Origin of the sequence: Dysgonomonas sp. UBA7630 (genome assembly GCF_002483985.1) — a bacterium.
In the GTDB taxonomy this organism is placed as follows: Bacteria; Bacteroidota; Bacteroidia; order Bacteroidales; family Dysgonomonadaceae; genus Dysgonomonas.
The window spans coordinates 145,276-164,204 of record NZ_DLIY01000037.1; the positions used below are offsets into that span (position 1 = coordinate 145,276).

Below are 18,929 nucleotides of genomic sequence, written 5' to 3' on the forward strand. Positions count from 1 at the left end.
AACTGTCTGAAAAGAAGATTTGTATTGTATATTGGCATTTTGAGTCTTCTTTTCAGACAGCTTTTAATTATATTATTTATCAGTTACCCGTGCCTTCTACTTTCTTTATTTGTTCTTCGGCTTTATCTCTCAAATTCTGACCTTGCTTTTTAGCTTCTTCTACAAGCTTCTTTCCTGCCGCCTTAGCTGCGGCTTTTGCAAGAGGATTACTTCCTGCCTTTTCTTCCAAAGCCTGTGATTGTTTCTCAGCCTCAACCACCAACTTTGTTGCAGTCGCATCCGCTTCCGATCTAATCCTTTCTATTTGTTTCGCTTTTTCTTCAGACACCTTCGCTGAAATATGAGCTCCTTTCTCTCCACCCAAAAGCTCATTTACGGCAGACGAAGCAGCTCCGGCAACCAACGCCTTGGTGTCTATTCCAATTTTGGGATTTGTAAATGTACCGCCTATTGTAATCGGGACAGACGACACGTAATGATTTGCTAGCGATTTAGGAAGCGTAACAGTGCCTTTATAGTCGATACTTTGATCAAGGCCAGTAGCCCCCTCTAATTTCATAACACCTCCATTGCCAAAGTTTACATTGAAAGGCTTGGTATTCAGTTTTCCATTATTTATAGTAAAAGGCAGATTCAAATCTTTTGTAGAGAATGATTTCAAAGCATCAGTTTTCAATGAAGACGACAAAGCGGTCAAAGCCTCAACACCTTCTATCTTCACATCATTGGTTTGTAATGCACCACTACCTGTAAGACCCGCTAAAGTCTGCATAATTGTCTCACCTAAAGATGTATTAAATTTGAAGTTCATAGAATATGTTCCTCCTAATTTTTCGAATATAGGAGCAAACTTTTGCACAGATTCTACCGACTTGAATGTTTCTGTAAATGACACTTTCGACAAAGCCAAATCAAAGTTAACCTTCGGAGTTTTAGGGCTTGATGTATCATACGTTCCGCTAACCTTACAAGAACCACCCAAAGCATTAGCGCCAACATTATTAAGAGTAAGCACTCCATTTTTAACAGTGATATTGCCAACCATATTTGTAATATTCATTTTTCCATATACAATTTGGTTGAGGGCTGCGTTCAATACAAAATCTATATTTTTAGGAATAATAATGTCTTCTGTTGTTGATGATGCTGTTTCTTCTGTTCCGGCAGTTTCGCTACTGATAAAATCATTCGCATTCAGATAGTTTGATTTTATATTCAACTGACCTTTCAGTGTTTGATCTTTCAATGCATAAGCAATAAAATTTTCGAGTCGTCCTGTAGCTGACAGATCATTTTTACCAATCTTCAGGTTCAGTGACGATAGATTTACATAGCNNGAAAATTCCAATCCGGCATCGTTAATCACCACATCTTGCATGTCTTGAGACTTATAAGTCATATTGCTCAATTTCAAACTACCTGCTGCCGATACATTCTCATATTGTTCTTTTTCGATTGCAGACATCCGAGCAGCAACATTCAGATTAGCAGTCATCTTACCATTTAAAGCTGTACCTTTCTCTAACGGGTATACATCTTTAATCATACCTAAATCAATCGTCCCATTTGCCTGTGCTTTCAGGTTAGGATCGCTCATCGGAGTGGACACATTCAGGCTTCCCGAGAAAGGATTCCCCCCCAAATTGAAACTAAACTTACTGATATCAACAATCATATTATCCAACGAGCCTCCTTTACTGTTTATCGCCATAGCAACATTTATATTATTAACAGCTTTGGGTAAAGAAGGGTATTGGAACATCGCATCGTTCACCATTATCTTTACATCAAACGCTGGATAACTATCACCATGCATAAGACCTTTGATATATGCCTCCAACTTTGCTGTTCCTGATGTTTTCACATCTTTAAAGTCGGCTGTATACATCGCCGGAACAAGAGATAAGATATCTTTAAATTGGGTATCCGGCGCATTCAGCTTAAGATCGAACTCCATATCTTCATAATCCTTACCCACCATAGCAAAAGTACCATCAATAGATGCTTTAAGATCATTTAGTTGTAGGTTACTTTCCTTAAAGGCAAATTCCATCTTATCAAGATTCGCATTGATGGTAGCATCGGCCACACCTTGTATTTTATTCAAATATGGAATGCCATCCATAACAAATGTAACTTCGCCGATAGTAGAATTTGTATTTAATGTTGTTTCGCTAGCTGAAAAATCGCCATGCAGGTCTCCGTTCCATTTATTAAGTGTCACTTTCATCTTTGTAGAATCGTTCTGGTAAACAAAACTACAATCGTTGACCGTAATTTTTTTCAAATTGAGTTTGAAAGCAGATTCACTTTCGGTTGAAGCAGATACAGTAGAGTCAACCTTCATTATATCCCAGTTGGCACGTCCGTCTTCAAGCACTTTTGTATATATAGAAGCCTTATCCAGATTGATTTTGGATATATTATATTCGCTGCCAAAAAGACTCATCAAGTCGATAGTAACACTTGCCGACTTAGCACTCAATAGTGTATCTTTCTGAAAGTCTCCGACACCTACTACCGAAGCATTGTTTAGGGAGAGTGTTGCATTAGGAAAATTGGAAAACAAGTTCAGTCCAAAATCCTTAATATCCACTGTAGCGTTTAGTTTTTCGTTTGCGGCATTCAATACGGCAGTTTTGATTTTATCTTTAAACAAGAAAGGAATTGCTATCATAGCCACTATAAGCACAACGACAACAACCCCCGCAATAGTTAGAGCTTTTTTCATACTTTTCTCTTCGATTTTTATACTATGTATTTGTGTTTGTTTATTTTATTAACGGTTTATTCGCAATTTTGTTATAAGTCATGTTATGAAATATATTATGTTCGTATATAGCTATATCATGAAAGATTATTCTTGAAAGTTATCATATATTATGAGTAAATGTAATAAAAGAAACATCTCAAAAGTTACAAATAAAAAGAATGAAACAACTGTCACTTTTGTCACCTTTTGCTCACAAAAATCCATATAACACCATATATACAAGACCCTTACACGAGAAACGCAAAGATACAGAAAGTGACACTATTTTCTGATAAAACGGATATAAATACTCAGAGGTAAATTTTTACCGGATTTTTCAGGAACAATCAGTTCTCCGTACGTGCGATCTTTGACATCTGGAAAATAATCCTTTATAAGGTTATCAGCTATCACAGCAGAAAAGCCCATAGAGTATAGATTTAGTATAAGAAATGAATTGGAATCCTCCAGCAATTGCGAACAAAGAGACATTATTTCGGCTATATTCTCTTCCAATATCCACTTCTCGCCATCAGGACCACGACCATACGCAGGAGGGTCTAGTATTATCCCGTTATATTTCTTTCCTCTTTTTACTTCGCGGCGGCAAAATTTAAGAGCGTCTTCTACAATCCAGCGTATATCATGAAGATCAGAAGCATCCATATTTTCACGCGACCACGTGATTACTTGCTTCACAGAATCTACATGCGTCACATCAGCTCCTGCACTTTTAGCCGCAATTGAAGCTCCACCTGTATATGCAAAAAGATTCAAGACTTTTGGTTCAGAAACATTGAGGCTTCGAACTGTATCGTATATGAAATCCCAATTCTCCGATTGTTCGGGAAACACCCCTACATGCTTGAAAGATGTAAGACCTAAACGAAACCGAAGCTTCATTTCCTTATATTGATAGTTGATGAACCACTGGTCGGGCATTCCATTTTTTTGTACCCAAACTCCTTTGTCGTTGCCATCTTGAGAAGTCTTTCCTTTCTCCTTCTTGAAAGTGGCATCGGATGCGTCCTCCCACTGTTTCTCGGGCAGAGACTTACGCCATACTGCCTGTGGTTCGGGACGTCGGATAATGTATTTACCAAAACGTTCTAATTTTTCATAATCGCCCGAGTCGATCAGTTCATAATCTTTCCAATGCTGCGGTCTGAGTAATTGCATCTTTATTTCCTTTTANNCGAAATCAATGCTCAACAAATGTTCGTATTTGAAGATTTTATTGTTTTCTGGGTTCAAGACTACAAAGGTAGGACGATAAATTAATCCGACAGTAAATTTTGAAAAAAAATAAACAAGATTGTATCTATAAAGAAAACAGCCGAATGGTTGATTCCTGTCGACTGTCTTTCTATAATTTATATATATCAGGTTCTATCTTTTCTTTGATGAGCTTTTGAGAAACACGTTCAACACCTGTTTGGCAATAGGGACAAGCACTGTCGTTGCCATTCTACTCCAGAATCGTTTGTTTTCTACAGCATTCTTTTGGTCAATCTTAGCCTGTTCACGCTGTGCCCTTTCGGCTTCTTTCTGAGCTTTTGCGGTTGCTTTATCCTGCGCCACTTGTTCTTTCTCGCTCAAAGTACCTTGCAAACGCTCAGTTAAGATTTCGTAAGCTGATTCTCTATCTACTACTTGTGCATAATGGCGATACAATATAGAACCCTGCGTCATCTGATTACGGGCAGCAGTATCCAATGGTCCGATTTGCCCTTCAGGAGGTAGAATAAAAGCTCTTTCGACCATATTGGGTCGACCTTTTTCATCTAATAGCGAGACTAAAGCCTCTCCCGTAGCCAGTTCCGAGATTGCCTGTTCTGTATCAAATTTAGGATTCGCTCTGAAAGTTTGCGCCGCAACCTTGACGGCTTTCTGATCTTTCGGCGTATAGGCTCTCAATGCATGTTGTACACGATTCCCTAACTGACCTAATACAGAGTCGGGAATGTCTGCAGGAGTCTGTGATATAAAATAGACGCCTATCCCTTTCGAACGAATGAGACGGACAACCTGCTCTATCTTTTCCAACAATGCCTTCGGGGCATCACTAAAAAGTAAATGAGCTTCATCGAAAAAGAATACCAGTTTTGGTTTATCCGGATCTCCCACTTCGGGCATCACTTCAAACAGCTTGGTCATCAACCACATCAGGAATGTAGTATATACACGTGGAGAATTCATCAGCTTATCTGCTGCCAATATATTTATAACGCCCTTCTCTCCTACTGTTTGTATCAGATCGTCGATATTCAGATTTGGTTCTCCGAAGAATTTATCAGCACCTTCTTGCTCTAACGCAATTAATCCACGCTGTATAGCTCCAATACTTGCCGTAGAGATATTGCCATAGCTTGTTGTAAAACGATTAGCATTATTTCCTACATATTCCAATAGCTTTTGTAAGTCTTTCAAGTCGATGATATCTAAAGACTCATCTTTCGCCAATTTAAAGATAATAGTAAGAACTGCCGATTGAGTGTCATTGAGAGATAAAAGCCGGCTTAATAGAAGCGGCCCCATATCTGCAACCGTAGCTCTGATAGGTGCTCCTTGATCTCCAAAGACATCCCAAAACTGAACAGGGAAATCTTGAAATTTAAATCCTTTGTCTGCCAATTTGTATGATTCTACACGTTGGGTAACGCTCTCCTTATTTCCTCCAACGGCGGCTACACCAGATAAATCTCCCTTCACATCTGCTGCAAATACAGGAACTCCCATTTTACTGAATGTCTCGGCTAAGGTCTGCAATGTTACTGTTTTTCCTGTACCTGTGGCTCCGGTGATAAGTCCGTGTCGATTAGCCATTTTAGGAACCATACAGACTTCCTGTTCGGGAGAAATAGCTATAAAAGCTCTTTTTTCATTATCATACATTGGCTTATATTTTTTAAGTTTGTTTTCTTATTATATAAAATCAAAAAGGAGTATAAAAAGTTCGCTAATGGTATTACAAAAATAATTATTTATTGCAATACACATCACCAATCGATATAAAGCTTAATTTTATCAAAAAGAATTTATTGAACACATTCGCTAAAATAAGAAAATGGGTAACAGATAATCCGATAAAAAGCATCATTATTGTCGGTACTTTAGTTCGCTTAGTTGTTGCCTTTTTATATCAGTATATAACCCTCTATCCTGATAGTGAAGGGTATGTAGAGTTAGCTAAGAGAATACTCAATTTTGATTTTTCAGGCTATGAAGGCCAACGTTCTCCGGGATATCCTATTTTACTTGCGTTAAGTAATATCTCTTATTCTACAACGGGTGCAATACAGTTTATTATAGGAATAGTTACTCTTATTTACTTCTACAAAACATGCCTATCGGTGAGGTTGAACAAAAAAATATCTTTTTATTTAACTCTTATATTAAGTTGCTATTTACCAACTATTTTCTTTGAGGTAGCTATTCTTACAGAAACACTTACATTACTCGTTGTAACAATTATATTGTATCTGTTTTTTAGAATTCGAAGCGGAAAGTCGGATCAATACATAGGACTAAGTATATTGTGTGGATACCTTGTTTTGATAAAGCCTTTTTATATATTCTTACCCGTAATTCTCTTTTTTATTCTATTAAATGTAAGTTCTTTCAAGTCTCTCTTAACTAAACTGTCTTTTATGTTAGTAATTCCTCTTTTTGTTTTTCTAGGTTGGTCTTATGTAAACAAAAAGAATACAGGCTATTTCACCTCCACAACTTTTTACGGATTCAATCTTGCTCAAAACTGTGTCAACTTTGCAGAAAAAACAACACCCGAATATGCTCCAATAGGCAATATATATGCCAAGTATAGAGACAATAGAATTTCGGACAAGGAAATAGCAATGACTATCTGGGAAGCATACCCTGAATTGGAATCGGAAACCGGCTTATCGTTCCCCGACTTATCCAACAGGCTTTATAATTATAGTATTGCTACAATTAAAGAGAACCAGACAGCGTACTTGCAGCAGGTTTTTATCTCGTGGCGTGATTTTTGGAAAACATCATTGTATTGGGAATATGATAAATTTGCTATTCCTCATGCCAATGAAATACTATTGTATATATGCTACTTAGAAAGGATTCTGTTACAATTAATAAAGATTGCGTTTATAATCCTCATCCCATACAATATATCCAGAGGTATAAAGCAAAAGAAAATTACCCCTCAACTTACAATATCTATAATAGTATTCACAGCATCGATACTACAAGCTTTTGTTACATACGGAACAAATTCACGATTTAGCTTTCCATTCGAAATGCTTATTGTATTATCTGTCATATTAAATGTTTTAGACATAAGATATAAAAAACTCGAAAGATCTGATATACAATTCGAGTCGAAATAGGCTTCAACGCTGAAAATAAAGATCAAAAATAGCCAGATGCAGTAAAATTGACTATTTTTGTACGTTTTATAAACTTAATTGATGTGATTTCAGTAGAAGGACTAACGGTAGAATTTGGAGGTTTCAGCCTCTTTGACGATATATCTTTTGTTATCAACAAGAAGGAAAGAATAGCCCTTGTTGGTAAAAATGGAGCAGGTAAATCAACCATGCTTAAAATATTTGCAGGGCTGCAAGCTCCTACACGAGGGAATCTTTCCGTGCCCAAAGACATAACGATTGGTTATCTGCCGCAGCACATGACCCTAAAAGAAGGTAATACTGTTTTTGAAGAGGCTTCTTTAGCATTTTCTCACATACAGAAGATAGAAACCGAATTAGACTATGTAAACAAACAGTTGGCTGAAAGAACCGACTATGAATCGGAAGCCTATCACAACCTGATAGAGAAATCATCTTATCTCAACGAGGAGTTTATGATGTCGGGGGGCGGTAACTTTCAGGCAGAAATAGAAAAAACACTGACTGGTCTGGGATTTAGGCGTACAGACTTTGAACGTCCAACCAGTGAGTTTAGCGGAGGATGGCGTATGCGTATCGAATTAGCCAAACTGCTTCTTCAACGTCCTGACGTACTTTTGCTCGACGAGCCGACCAACCACCTTGATATAGAGTCGATTCAGTGGCTCGAAACATTTCTTTCGACCCGAGCCAATGCTGTCTTACTTGTATCGCACGACCGTGCTTTTTTGGATGCTGTAACCCAACGCACAATAGAAATATCTCTCGGACGTATTTACGATTATAAAGTACCCTATACCAAATATGTGGAACTGAGGCAGGAGCACCGCGAGCATCAAATACGTGCTTTTGAAAATCAGCAAAAGCAAATACAGAAAACCGAAGAGTTTATAGAGCGTTTCCGCTACAAAGCGACAAAATCAGTACAAGTACAATCACGCATAAAGCAATTGGATAAGCTAGAACGGTTGGAAGTAGATGATGAAGATAATGCTATGCTGAATCTTAAATTTCCTCCCGCACCACGTTCAGGCTCTTATCCTGTAATTGTAGAAAATGTGGAAAAAAGCTATGGGGATCATCTGATCTTCAAAGATGTAACATTTACAATACATAGAGGAGACAAAGTAGCTTTTGTTGGGAAGAATGGAGAAGGGAAATCTACCTTAGTGAAATGCATCATGAACGAGATTGACTTCAAAGGCAAACTCGAACTAGGACATAATGTGAAAATAGGCTACTTCGCACAGAATCAAGCACAGTTATTAAACGGGGATCATACCGTGTTCGAAACAATAGACTATGTGGCTGTAGGTGACATCCGAACTAAGATCAGAGACATACTGGGAGCCTTTATGTTTGGTGGCGAAGCATCTGACAAAAAAGTAAAAGTTTTGTCGGGAGGAGAACGTAGCCGCTTGGCAATGATACGCTTACTACTCGAACCCGTAAATCTGCTTATTCTCGATGAGCCGACCAATCATCTCGATATGCGTTCGAAGGATGTTTTGAAAAAAGCAATTAAAGAATTTGACGGAACAGTTATCGTAGTATCCCATGATCGAGATTTCTTAAACGGGCTTGTAGAAAAAGTTTATGAATTTGGTAACCAACAAGTAATAGAGCACTTAGGCGGAATCTATGAATTTCTTGAAAAGAAAAAGATGGATAGCCTCAAAGAACTTGAAGTGTCTACATCTCCACTTAATGAATCTGATAAGACTACAGATCAAGAATCTGTAAATAAGCTATCTTACGAAGAGCGAAAAGAATTAGGCCGTCAAATCAAACGAGTAGAAAAGCAGATTTCGGATATAGAAAAAACTATAGAAAGTAAAGAGAACGAAATAGCCGAAATAGAACTTAAACTAACAACACCCGAAGGTGCAGCCGATGCTTCTCTTTTCGAAAGGCATGGGCTATTAACAAAAGAGTTGGAAGACGATATGCTCAAATGGGAAGAATTGACAGTTGAACTTCAAAACATTTCGAAAGACTAAATTTGCATTCTATGAGAACTATATTATCAATTTTGATGTTATTTTGTACAATGATTTTATCGGCACAGGAAATACAAGAAAATATCCTTGAAAATAAAACCTATCTCGAAAGAATGGCTTACTTCAAGGCAAACCCTCTGACTAATGGGCAAATAATATTCTTAGGAAATAGTTTGACACAAGGCGGGAAATGGAATGAATACTTCCCTACTCAAAAACCTGTAAACAGAGGTATATCTGGTGACAATACATTGGGTATGCTCAATCGGTTAAACGAAATTATAATTGCTAAGCCAAAGAAGGTATTCCTCATGGCAGGAATCAATGATATATCTCTCAGCAGATCGAATGAGAAAATAATGATAGGCATCAAGTCTATCATCTACCAGATAGAAACAGGCTCGCCTTATACAAAAATCTATGTTCAAAGTCTATTGCCAATCAACAACAATAGAAATGTGTATCAACGAATGTTGAATAAAGAATGGCAGATAGAACAGTTGAATAAAGAGTTAAAAGCTTTCTGTGAAAAGGAGAATATAACCTTTATCAATATTTATCCTGCATTTTTGAGCGAAGACAGAACCTTAGATGCAAAGTACACAACGGACGGATTGCATCTGAACGATAACGGATATACAGTTTGGGTAGACCAAATACGAAAATATGTAGAAGAGTAACTAATTTAATTTATATGAACAAAATCTATTTCTATTTACCGATTGCCGCTCTCGCTCTAACGCAAGTGAGCTGTAAACAAAAGGCAAGCGCACAGGACTCGGATGCAGATATTATGAATATCGCACAGAAATTTGATACTGCCAATCTGGATATTACAGCTATCCCCGGCAATAACTTTTACCAATACGCTACAGGCGGTTGGGCAAAAGCAAACCCTATGAAAGACGAATATGCACGCTATGGCTCGTTTGATCAATTGGCTGAACGAAACCAAGAGCAAGTAAAAGGTCTTATCGAAGAATTGGGTAAAACAAAACATGAGCAAGGTTCTATTGCTCAAAAGATTGGAGACCTGTTTGCGTTGGGAATGGATAGTACGAAGCTGAATGCCGACGGAGCTAAACCAATAAAAGCTCAGTTGGATAATATAAACAAAGCTTCGACAACGGCTGATATAGTAAAACTAACCGGAGAATTAAGAAAGTATGCGAACTCTCCATTCTTTGGTCTATATGTAGGTGCCGACGACAAAAATAGTTCTATGAATATTGTTCAACTATACCAAGGAGGTCTGGGATTAGGTGAACGTGATTACTATGTTGCACAAGACTCTACATCGGTTGCTATCCGTAAGGGATATCTCAACTTGATAAAGACTCAATTTGTAAATGCGGGCTACAGCGAAGCTGATGCACAAAAATCAGCTGACGTAGTTCTAAAAATAGAAACAGCTTTAGCAAAAGATCACTTCAAAAAAGAAGACACCAGAATTCCAGAATTGAATTATCACAAAATGAATGTTACCGATTTGAATAAATCAGTAGCTAATTTTGACTGGAAAGCCTTCTTTGATGCAGCCGATGCTAAAGACTTCACAGAGATCAATGTAGCTCAGGTTAAACCGATTGCAACAGCCGTAAATTTGATCCATACACTACCTATCGATGAGTCGAAAGCTTATCTTTCATGGTGCTTGATAAATTCTGCAGCCGGGTATCTTAGCGACAACTTTGTAAATGCAAACTTTGACTTCTACGGAAAACAACTTAGTGGCCGCAAAGTATTACAGCCTCGTTGGAAGCGTGCTGTAGGAGTTGTTGATGGAGCTCTTAGTGAAGCTGTAGGTCAAATGTATGTAGAAAAATACTTCCCTGCTGAAGCTAAAGAAAGAATGCTGAAGTTGGTGAAAAATCTACAAGTAACATTGGGCGAACGCATCAACAACTTGACATGGATGAGCGATGCAACGAAAGCTAAAGCTCAGGAAAAACTGAACTCTTTTACAGTTAAGATTGGTTATCCGGACAAATGGAAAGACTATTCAACGCTTAATATAAAGAAAGACTCTTATTGGGAAAATGTAGTACGGGCAAGTGAGTTCGATCATAACGAAATGATCAAAAAAATCAACAAGCCTGTAGATAAGAGCGAATGGCATATGCCTCCACAAATGGTGAATGCATACTATAATCCAACAACAAATGAAATTTGTTTCCCTGCGGGAATTCTACAACCGCCATTCTTCTATTTAAACGAAGATGATGCGGTTAACTATGGAGCTATCGGTGTTGTTATCGGTCATGAAATGTCTCACGGATTTGACGATCAAGGATCTAAATATGACAAAGATGGTAACCTGTCGGACTGGTGGACAAAAGAAGACTCTAAGAAATTCAACGAAAGAGCTCAGGTGCTTGTTCAACACTTCAACAAGATAGAGGTTCTTCCGGGTGTATTTGCAAATGGAACATTTACTTTGGGCGAAAACATCGGAGACTTTGGTGGACTTCAAATTTCATACAATGCATTCGAAAAAACAGATGAAGCTAAGAAAGGCGATAAAATAGACGGCTTTACTCCGGCTCAACGTTTCTTCTTATCTTATGCAGGAGTATGGGCAGGTAATATTCGTGATGCAGAAATCCTACGTCGCACAAAAACAGACCCGCACTCTTTAGGAAAATGGCGTGTAAACGGTACATTACCTCATATCGATGCATGGTATAAAGCATTTAATATCACAGAAAAAGATTCTCTATATATTCCAAAAGAAAAGAGAGCTGATATCTGGTAATATAAATAGGTTTTAAAAGAAATGGGTTCGTTTTCTGCGAACCCATTTTTTATTTTATACCCTTATATATCAGTCTTTTTTTATCAGTTGATCAAATTCCTCTCTAGTTCCGGCAAATGCATTCAGGTCAACATCCGTTTTTATGCCTTCTATTTTCCCTTTATTCGTATATTGCCAAAACAACCATTTACGCCCATCAGGCAGCTTTGGCTTAGAAACTATATCTCTTATCCAAATGGGATTATCCATGAACTGCCCGATCATGTAGTTCTTATAGAACTCATTTGTAGTGTAGATAAGCACCTTTCGTTGATAATGATTTTCTAAGATCTCTATAAACTTTGCAATTTCTGCTATAATATCTTCCTTGCGATTTTCCTGCTGGCAATTCCCACCATACTCCAAGTCAATAATCGGCGGAAGGTCTATACTATCCTTAGGTACATAATGAATATAATTTCTGGCTTGTGCATCCCCATCTTTACAAAATGTAAAAAAATGATAAGCACCTNNCCTACCGGTACATTATGATGAATGGCTAGTCTCCAGTTTTCCTGAAAAAGAGAATCTTTATGATTACCTCCTTCTGTGGCTTTTATAAAAGCAAATTGAACGGATCGCTTGTCTAATTTTCCCCAATCAATTGTTTGTTGATGATGAGAAACATCTATGCCTTGTACCGGATACTCCTCAAAAGAAGGGTAGTTCATTCGTATATATCCTTTGGTATAAGCAAAGTATAAGCCGGTTATAACAAGAGCTATAATCAATATCGCACCAAGGGAAGAATATATGATGAGTTTCTTTTTCATACAGATATTAAAGTTAACACGATAATATTATTTTTAGTGAAGATAATAATTACTATTTTCTTTTAATATGTAGAAATTATATTTATTTTTGATAAAAATTATTAATCTTAAAAATCAGATAGTTATGTCAGAATTTAACTCAGAAAATCAAAGTTACCAATCTTCTCCCTATCAGGCTAATAATTTAGATGATTTTGCTAAACCTGTTAAACCTGATAATAACTTGGTATTATCAATTGTAGGTACAGTACTTGGACTCTGTTCACCATGCTGTATAGGACTCATATTAGGTGTTATTGCAATCGTGTTTTCGACACAAGTAGACTCAAAATATAATGCCGGAGAATATGAAGCAGCACAGGGAAATGCACAGAAGGCTAAGATTTTTGCCCTGATTGCCATCGGATTATTCGCACTCAATTTAATCTATGGTATTATTATGTTTATCACAGGCGGAATGGATGCTGTACTGGAACAATACAAAGAGGTTCTAAAATATGCAGAATAAATAAATACTAAATAATTAATATATTTGGAAAGGTAATCGTAGCAATTACCTTTCCTTTTTTATATGAGAAAATATATAGGATATATCATTATCATAGCTATTCCTTTAATCATAGCATTTGTCTATTACAATTATTATGCAACAACAGGGAATATATGGAGCAAACAGTGTAGTTTTCACGAGTTCACAGGACTTCAGTGTCCGGGATGTGGCGGGCAACGATCTTTTTATCATCTGCTACACGGAAATATATTGCAAGCATTACGGTATAATGCTCTATTAATAATTATACTCCCCTTCCTGCTATATATATATTTCCTCTTAGCTCAGGTTTACATATTAAAGAATAAGAAATATCTCAAATACTTTAACTTTTCAGAGAAGCTGGGATATATCTTTATCGCCGGATTGGTCATATTCTTTATCCTACGGAACATCCCCATATCTCCTTTTATTTACTTATCTCCTCCTCAGTAAAAGAAAGAAAGTGGCTTTCGCCACTTTGCATTATATTACTTTCTTAAATCTTTCGAGGAATATATTTGCCTGATCGATAGTCAAACAAAGTGGAGGCAATAAGCGGAACACATGAGTTCCTGTAGCTCCTGTAAAGACTTTCTCTTCGAAAAGAAGCTTCGAACGTTTCTCTTTAATAGGTTCATTAAATTCTATCCCAATCATCAAACCTCGTCCACGAACTTCTTTTATCTGAGGGATCTCCTTCAACTCTTGCATCAGGTATTCACCAACATTGTAAGCATTCTCTATCAGCTTCTCTTCTTTCATAATATCCAATACTGCAATAGCTGCAGCACAAGCCAAATGATTTCCACCAAAAGTAGTACCAAGTTGACCATATACAGCCTTAAACATCGGATTGATAAGCACGCCTGCCATAGGAAAACCATTACCGATACCTTTAGCTACAGTTATAATATCAGCTTGTATATCTGCATACTGGTGAGCGAAGAATTTACCACTACGCCCATATCCCGATTGTATTTCATCCAATATAAGAATAGTTCCTGTCTCGGTACAAACATCACGAAGCTGCTTTAAGAAGCTGTCTTCAGGCACTTTTATTCCCGCAACCCCCTGAATACCTTCAATCAAAACAGATGAATACTCTTTAGTTGCAAGCTCTTTCTTTATAAATTCAATATCATTGAATGGAGCAAACACATAATTCGGATTCATATTCACAGGAGCTGAATATGCCGGAATATCTGTAGCTGCCACCGTAGCTGAAGTGCGCCCATGAAACGCTTTGGCAAAGGCCAACACTTTTTTTCGTCCATTATGGAAAGAAGCAAGTTTTATGGCATTTTCGTTTGCTTCTGCACCCGAATTTATCAGAAACAGAAAATAATCGGGATAGCCACATTGTTCTCCAAGTTTCTGGGCAACCTCCTGTTGCAATTTGTTTATTACTGAGTTTGAATAAAACCCAAGTTTATTCAATTGATTTGTTAGTTTTTCTACATAGTACGGATGAGTATGCCCAACCGATATCACAGCATGCCCTCCATACAAATCCAGGTATTCATTTCCCTTGTCATCATATACATAGCATCCATTACCTTTCACTATGTTAATATCAAACAATGGGAACACATCAAATAATTTCATTTTCTATATATTAATTAGTTATTTATTTCTTTTATTGTCTCTATCAATTTCTCTTGCTGAAGTATATACATTCCAAGTCTGTTTTCAGAAATCCCTTCTTTTAGTTTATAGGTATATTCGGGAATATTATCTCGCTTTATAATTTCTAAATAAGCAAATTGTATGTTCGATGTATCGTTCAATTTATAAGCTGCTTCTACAATATGAGTAGATACTGCAAAGAACGAATTCTTCACCTCAGTTAATGCTTCAACAACAGCCAAAGTTCCATCATAAGCATCTTTTACATTAGTACCTCTAAATAACTCATCAAATATAACCAATGCTCTGTTTTCTTTCAATTCGTTCGCCACATATTTTACCCTCAACACCTCAGAATAGAAATGACTATAGCCCGAATTTAGACTATCTGCTATATTTATAGTTGTATATAGCCCTGTTAGAACACTAATATCCATTTTCTCCGCAGGTACAGGAAAACCTGCATGAGCCAAATATACAGCAACGCCTAAAGATTTCAAGAACGTAGATTTACCTGCCATATTAGGTCCTGTTACAAAAATTATATTCCTTTCTGATTCAAACCCTACATCATTCCTTACAGAATTCTCTACAAAGGGATGAAATAATCCATTTATTTGCATTCTATTTTGACCCGATGGCAATATATTTGAATAAGAGAATTTATACTTATTAGCGACCTTTGCTACTGCTATAAATGCATCATATTCATATATAAGATGAAGTAAAAAACGAATTCGTTCTTTATGCGTATAGCGAAATATGTAATCATACTTTGCAGTACTATAACTATCAATCTTTTCGAGGCTTTTGATCTTTAGTATCTCTGAATATTCTGTCTCAGAGAACAAAGCCAGAACTTTATCATTATTTCTTTTTATTAAGGTCGGACACTCTTTTTGTGTCAACATTTTAGAAAAACGATATATTATGTTTATCATATCGATAGTATAATCAACACCTCTTTCAACTATATAATATTCATTCTTAGGGTTTAATTTATTAATAAACTTTTTCTCTATAGCACCCAATTTGGATGGTGGCGTTGTCGGATAATTCTCTTGTATTAAATAATGCTCTACGAAATCAAGAGAATTTTTATCTATTTCCAATTCTTCTTTTATCTGATTGGAACTAAAGAAAGATATTGCCTCTTTTCTTTCGTTTATCTCAAGATAGTCACAAAGAGGATATCTCAGGAAATCATAAAGCTTATTTTTACCACCTAAACAACGGGTAAGATTGAATAAATTGAATATAGACTTTCCTCCCTTTACTGTTTCAAAAAGTTCAAGATCCTTTAATGTCTGACTATCAATTTTAAATTCCATTCAATCTATTTTTATGTACAATTTATATTATTTATCAAATCTATCACACCTTCTTTGTTTATGATATACATTCCAAGCCTTACATCCGAGACCCCCTCTTTCAATTTATAAGTATAAACCGGATGTCCGTCTTCTTCCTTTATATCAAAGTAACTGAACTGAATATTAGCTTTTGACTCCAACTCTCTCGCTGCTTCTACAATATGGGTTGATATAACAAAAAATGAGGTTCTAATTTTAGCAAAAGCAGAAACGACCGCTATTGTTCCATCATAAGCATCTTTCACATTTGTTCCTCTAAAAAGTTCGTCGAATAGAACTAATATCCTGTTATTTGCTTCCAGCCTATGAGCCACATCCTTGATCCTCATTACTTCGGCATAGAAATGGCTATACCCTGTACTCAGATTATCCGAAATATTTATAGTTGTACTCAATCCGGACAAAATACCGATTTTCATTTTACTGGCAGGAACAGGAAAACCTGCATGTGCCAAGTATACAGCGACACCTAGCGCTTTTAGGAATGTTGACTTACCCGCCATATTAGGTCCCGATATGAATAATAGATTCGACAGGTTGTCGAAATGCACATCATTCGAGATAGCATTTTCTACAAAAGGATGAAATAGCCCTTCCAGTTCAAGTACAGTCTCTGTTTCAGGTAATATGTCAGGATATTGCAAATTATATTTAGCAGCAGCTTTTGCCACCGCAAACAACGCATCATATTCATGTACAAGGTCTAGGAAGAAATGTATATGTTTCTTATCGGTATAGCGAAACATATAATCGAGCCTCATTATATCATAAGACTTGTATTTCTTCATATCCTTTATCTCTTTGTATGCCTCTTTTTGGAAAAGCTCCAGAACAATTTCGTTATTCTTCACTAAGAATACAGGAGCATCACCTTCTTTAAGTTTGTCTGCCAAGGCAATGGAAAATTGATATATATTCTTTAGTAGGTCTACAGTCGAAGTAACTCCTTTTTCGGCAAGATAATATTCATTACTGCTTGTACTTATCTTGTCAGCAATCATTTTCTCTATAGCCGTAAACCAAGAAGGCATCCGTGTAGGATAATCGGGCTGCCGTAGATAGTATTCAGTAAAATCCAATGCATCCTTATCAAGATTCAGACCATTCGGGAAATGCTTATGAAAAAAGGCAATCGTCTCCTTTCTTTCCGTGATCTGCTTATAGTCAGCCAAAGGATTAGCAAGATACTCGTATAACTTTTTCTTACCTCCAATGCACTGTGTATGATTAAATAAACCAACAACAGACAGCCCTTCTTTGACTGTTTCAAAGATTTCTAGATCCTTCTTCGTCTGACTGTCTACTTCAAATTTCATATATTTCATGATTATAAGGTTTTATCGGTTCTATACAAAATAGATATACTGTAGAACCTTTTTCCATAAACCTTATCGTTTTTTATTTTAAGAACTCTGACTCTCTACTAAAAGGTGCCAACCAACTGTCACAGGAGCGAAGCGTATGTAAAAGTAACACTTACCAGTATACTCTTTATTGTTACTTTATCCTTAAAAAACTTCTATAATAGTAATCTTATAAGCGGAATATAATCCTTACAATTCTTTCATATAACCTACAATGGTCTTCATTGCCGTATCCCAATTCAATCGGGCTTCGAAATCATGGTAAGCCGACAGAGCCAACTCATTATAATAGCTTTTGTTTTCGAATGTTTTATATATCTGTTGCGCATACTCTTTGGGTTCTACTTGGGGGCTTAGGATTATTCCATTCGTATCATTCACAATAGAGGGAATTCCTCCTGTTGCAGCCGATACACACGGAACAGCATACGACATAGCTTCAGAAAAAACAATCGGTGTACAATCTGCCCGTGATGGGATAAAAAGAAAATGGCTTTGCAAAATCAAATCTTCTACCTTTTTCATCCCTTCGGGAGTAGCTTTACTTATACGCCCATGATTGATTATATAAGGTGGCAGGTTCTCTGCCGGTAGATTATCGATACCTACAATATGTAATTCGGCTGGTTGACGTAGTTCTTCATTCAAACACCTAACAGCATCGATGGCAATATCACCACCTTTACGAAACCAGTCAACACCTAGGAAAAGAATCTTACAAACATCTGTACTTCTTTTTTTAAGTATATCTTTTATCTCCTCTAAAGATATTTTCTGTGTAGAGATATTTCCACCAAAAGGTACAATCCTTACTTTATCCCTATCCGCATTATAATCTTTGATTGCACTATCTGCAGCCCACTGAGAACTATAAATAGCCAAACTACTTGAGTCTAATGATAATTGCTCCATCTGATTTCCTTCTTTAATATACTGCTGACTAAGATTTGAAAAATAGTCATAGTAATTTATCATCGAAGCAAACGTAGCATCAGTATATATAACCTTATGCTTATTTGTTTTCAGATAAGACATAAGAGTAGAGCTGTGAGAAAATAATATATCTGTAGTCGGATTCAGTTGTGCTGAGATCTGCCTTGCATAACTTTTTCCGAATTCGGGTGACCTGTCTGCACGATATATTTTGTTTCGCCCATATAACTTATTCTTTGCCTTTAGCGAGAATGTCCAATCTTCCTGCAAACCTGTTATATAATCCACATTGGAGTATTTAGCCAGATTTGTTGCCATAAAATGTACAGTACCCGACCAATGCTTTATGTCTGTGGATGGAAAGTTTGTTACATAGGTTATGATCATAACTCAT

15 protein-coding genes are annotated in these 18,929 nt (G+C 36.7%); 6 read left to right on the top strand and 9 right to left on the bottom strand.

Annotated features, from left to right (window positions below):
• Window positions 1-79: 79 nt before the first annotated feature.
• From B3P17_RS15380 to B3P17_RS15390, 3 genes are all read right to left on the bottom strand, one after another.
• Entirely contained in the window at window positions 80-2,731 is a 2,652-nt protein-coding gene (locus B3P17_RS15380) for an AsmA-like C-terminal region-containing protein (RefSeq protein ID WP_291106196.1), read from the bottom strand.
• A gap of 303 nt (window positions 2,732-3,034) precedes the next feature.
• Window positions 3,035-3,931 carry a class I SAM-dependent methyltransferase gene (locus B3P17_RS15385; RefSeq protein WP_252636592.1) on the bottom strand — a complete coding sequence of 299 codons (897 nt, stop codon included), beginning with the start codon at window positions 3,929-3,931 and terminating at the stop codon, window positions 3,035-3,037.
• Window positions 3,932-4,141: 210 nt separating this feature from the next.
• Window positions 4,142-5,647 (bottom strand): helicase HerA-like domain-containing protein, encoded by a 1,506-nt coding sequence (locus B3P17_RS15390; RefSeq protein ID WP_252636593.1) that lies wholly within the window; start codon window positions 5,645-5,647, stop codon window positions 4,142-4,144.
• A 146-nt stretch (window positions 5,648-5,793) separates the two neighbouring features.
• Here B3P17_RS15390 and B3P17_RS15395 point away from each other — a divergent pair, with 146 nt between their 5' ends.
• The 4 genes from B3P17_RS15395 to B3P17_RS15410 all read left to right on the top strand — a co-directional run bounded on the left by B3P17_RS15395 (window position 5,794) and on the right by B3P17_RS15410 (window position 11,895).
• Complete coding sequence (locus tag B3P17_RS15395) at window positions 5,794-7,119, top strand: hypothetical protein (protein WP_252636594.1); 1,326 nt, start codon at window positions 5,794-5,796, stop codon at window positions 7,117-7,119.
• 83 nt (window positions 7,120-7,202) lie between these two features.
• Window positions 7,203-9,140 carry an ABC-F family ATP-binding cassette domain-containing protein gene (locus B3P17_RS15400; protein WP_291106201.1) on the top strand — a complete coding sequence of 646 codons (1,938 nt, stop codon included), beginning with the start codon at window positions 7,203-7,205 and terminating at the stop codon, window positions 9,138-9,140.
• 11 nt (window positions 9,141-9,151) lie between these two features.
• Window positions 9,152-9,820: a GDSL-type esterase/lipase family protein gene (locus tag B3P17_RS15405; protein ID WP_252636595.1), complete on the top strand. Its 669-nt coding sequence runs from the start codon at window positions 9,152-9,154 to the stop codon at window positions 9,818-9,820.
• Window positions 9,821-9,834: 14 nt separating this feature from the next.
• Window positions 9,835-11,895: a M13 family metallopeptidase gene (locus tag B3P17_RS15410; protein WP_252636596.1), complete on the top strand. Its 2,061-nt coding sequence runs from the start codon at window positions 9,835-9,837 to the stop codon at window positions 11,893-11,895.
• 69 nt (window positions 11,896-11,964) lie between these two features.
• On the opposite strand, the gene B3P17_RS15415 is transcribed toward B3P17_RS15410, so the two are convergent.
• Both B3P17_RS15415 and B3P17_RS15420 read right to left on the bottom strand, forming a co-directional pair.
• Window positions 11,965-12,348 carry a GH25 family lysozyme gene (locus B3P17_RS15415; RefSeq protein WP_291106296.1) on the bottom strand — a complete coding sequence of 128 codons (384 nt, stop codon included), beginning with the start codon at window positions 12,346-12,348 and terminating at the stop codon, window positions 11,965-11,967.
• A complete protein-coding gene (locus B3P17_RS15420; protein ID WP_291106207.1) occupies window positions 12,321-12,707 on the bottom strand; it encodes a GH25 family lysozyme in 387 nt (128 codons plus the stop codon). Before B3P17_RS15420 ends, B3P17_RS15415 begins: the two co-directional genes overlap by 28 nt.
• Window positions 12,708-12,831: 124 nt before the next feature.
• Between B3P17_RS15420 and B3P17_RS15425 the strand changes: the two genes are divergently transcribed.
• Together B3P17_RS15425 and B3P17_RS15430 are read left to right on the top strand one after the other, a co-directional pair.
• Window positions 12,832-13,215: a CD225/dispanin family protein gene (locus B3P17_RS15425; RefSeq protein WP_006842542.1), complete on the top strand. Its 384-nt coding sequence runs from the start codon at window positions 12,832-12,834 to the stop codon at window positions 13,213-13,215.
• A gap of 63 nt (window positions 13,216-13,278) precedes the next feature.
• Entirely contained in the window at window positions 13,279-13,692 is a 414-nt protein-coding gene (locus tag B3P17_RS15430; protein ID WP_252636598.1) for a DUF2752 domain-containing protein, read from the top strand.
• Window positions 13,693-13,722: 30 nt separating this feature from the next.
• Here B3P17_RS15430 and B3P17_RS15435 read toward each other — a convergent pair whose 3' ends face one another.
• The 4 genes from B3P17_RS15435 to B3P17_RS15450 all read right to left on the bottom strand — a co-directional run bounded on the left by B3P17_RS15435 (window position 13,723) and on the right by B3P17_RS15450 (window position 18,922).
• Window positions 13,723-14,844 carry an aspartate aminotransferase family protein gene (locus B3P17_RS15435; protein WP_252636599.1) on the bottom strand — a complete coding sequence of 374 codons (1,122 nt, stop codon included), beginning with the start codon at window positions 14,842-14,844 and terminating at the stop codon, window positions 13,723-13,725.
• Window positions 14,845-14,858: 14 nt separating this feature from the next.
• Window positions 14,859-16,196 carry a MutS-related protein gene (locus B3P17_RS15440; protein ID WP_252636600.1) on the bottom strand — a complete coding sequence of 446 codons (1,338 nt, stop codon included), beginning with the start codon at window positions 16,194-16,196 and terminating at the stop codon, window positions 14,859-14,861.
• Between the two features lie 11 nt (window positions 16,197-16,207).
• Window positions 16,208-17,563 (bottom strand): MutS-related protein, encoded by a 1,356-nt coding sequence (locus B3P17_RS15445; RefSeq protein ID WP_252636601.1) that lies wholly within the window; start codon window positions 17,561-17,563, stop codon window positions 16,208-16,210.
• Window positions 17,564-17,791: 228 nt separating this feature from the next.
• On the bottom strand, window positions 17,792-18,922 hold the full coding sequence (locus B3P17_RS15450) for a glycosyltransferase family 4 protein (protein WP_252636602.1): 1,131 nt from the start codon (window positions 18,920-18,922) through the stop codon (window positions 17,792-17,794).
• Between the last annotated feature and the right edge of the window lie 7 nt (window positions 18,923-18,929).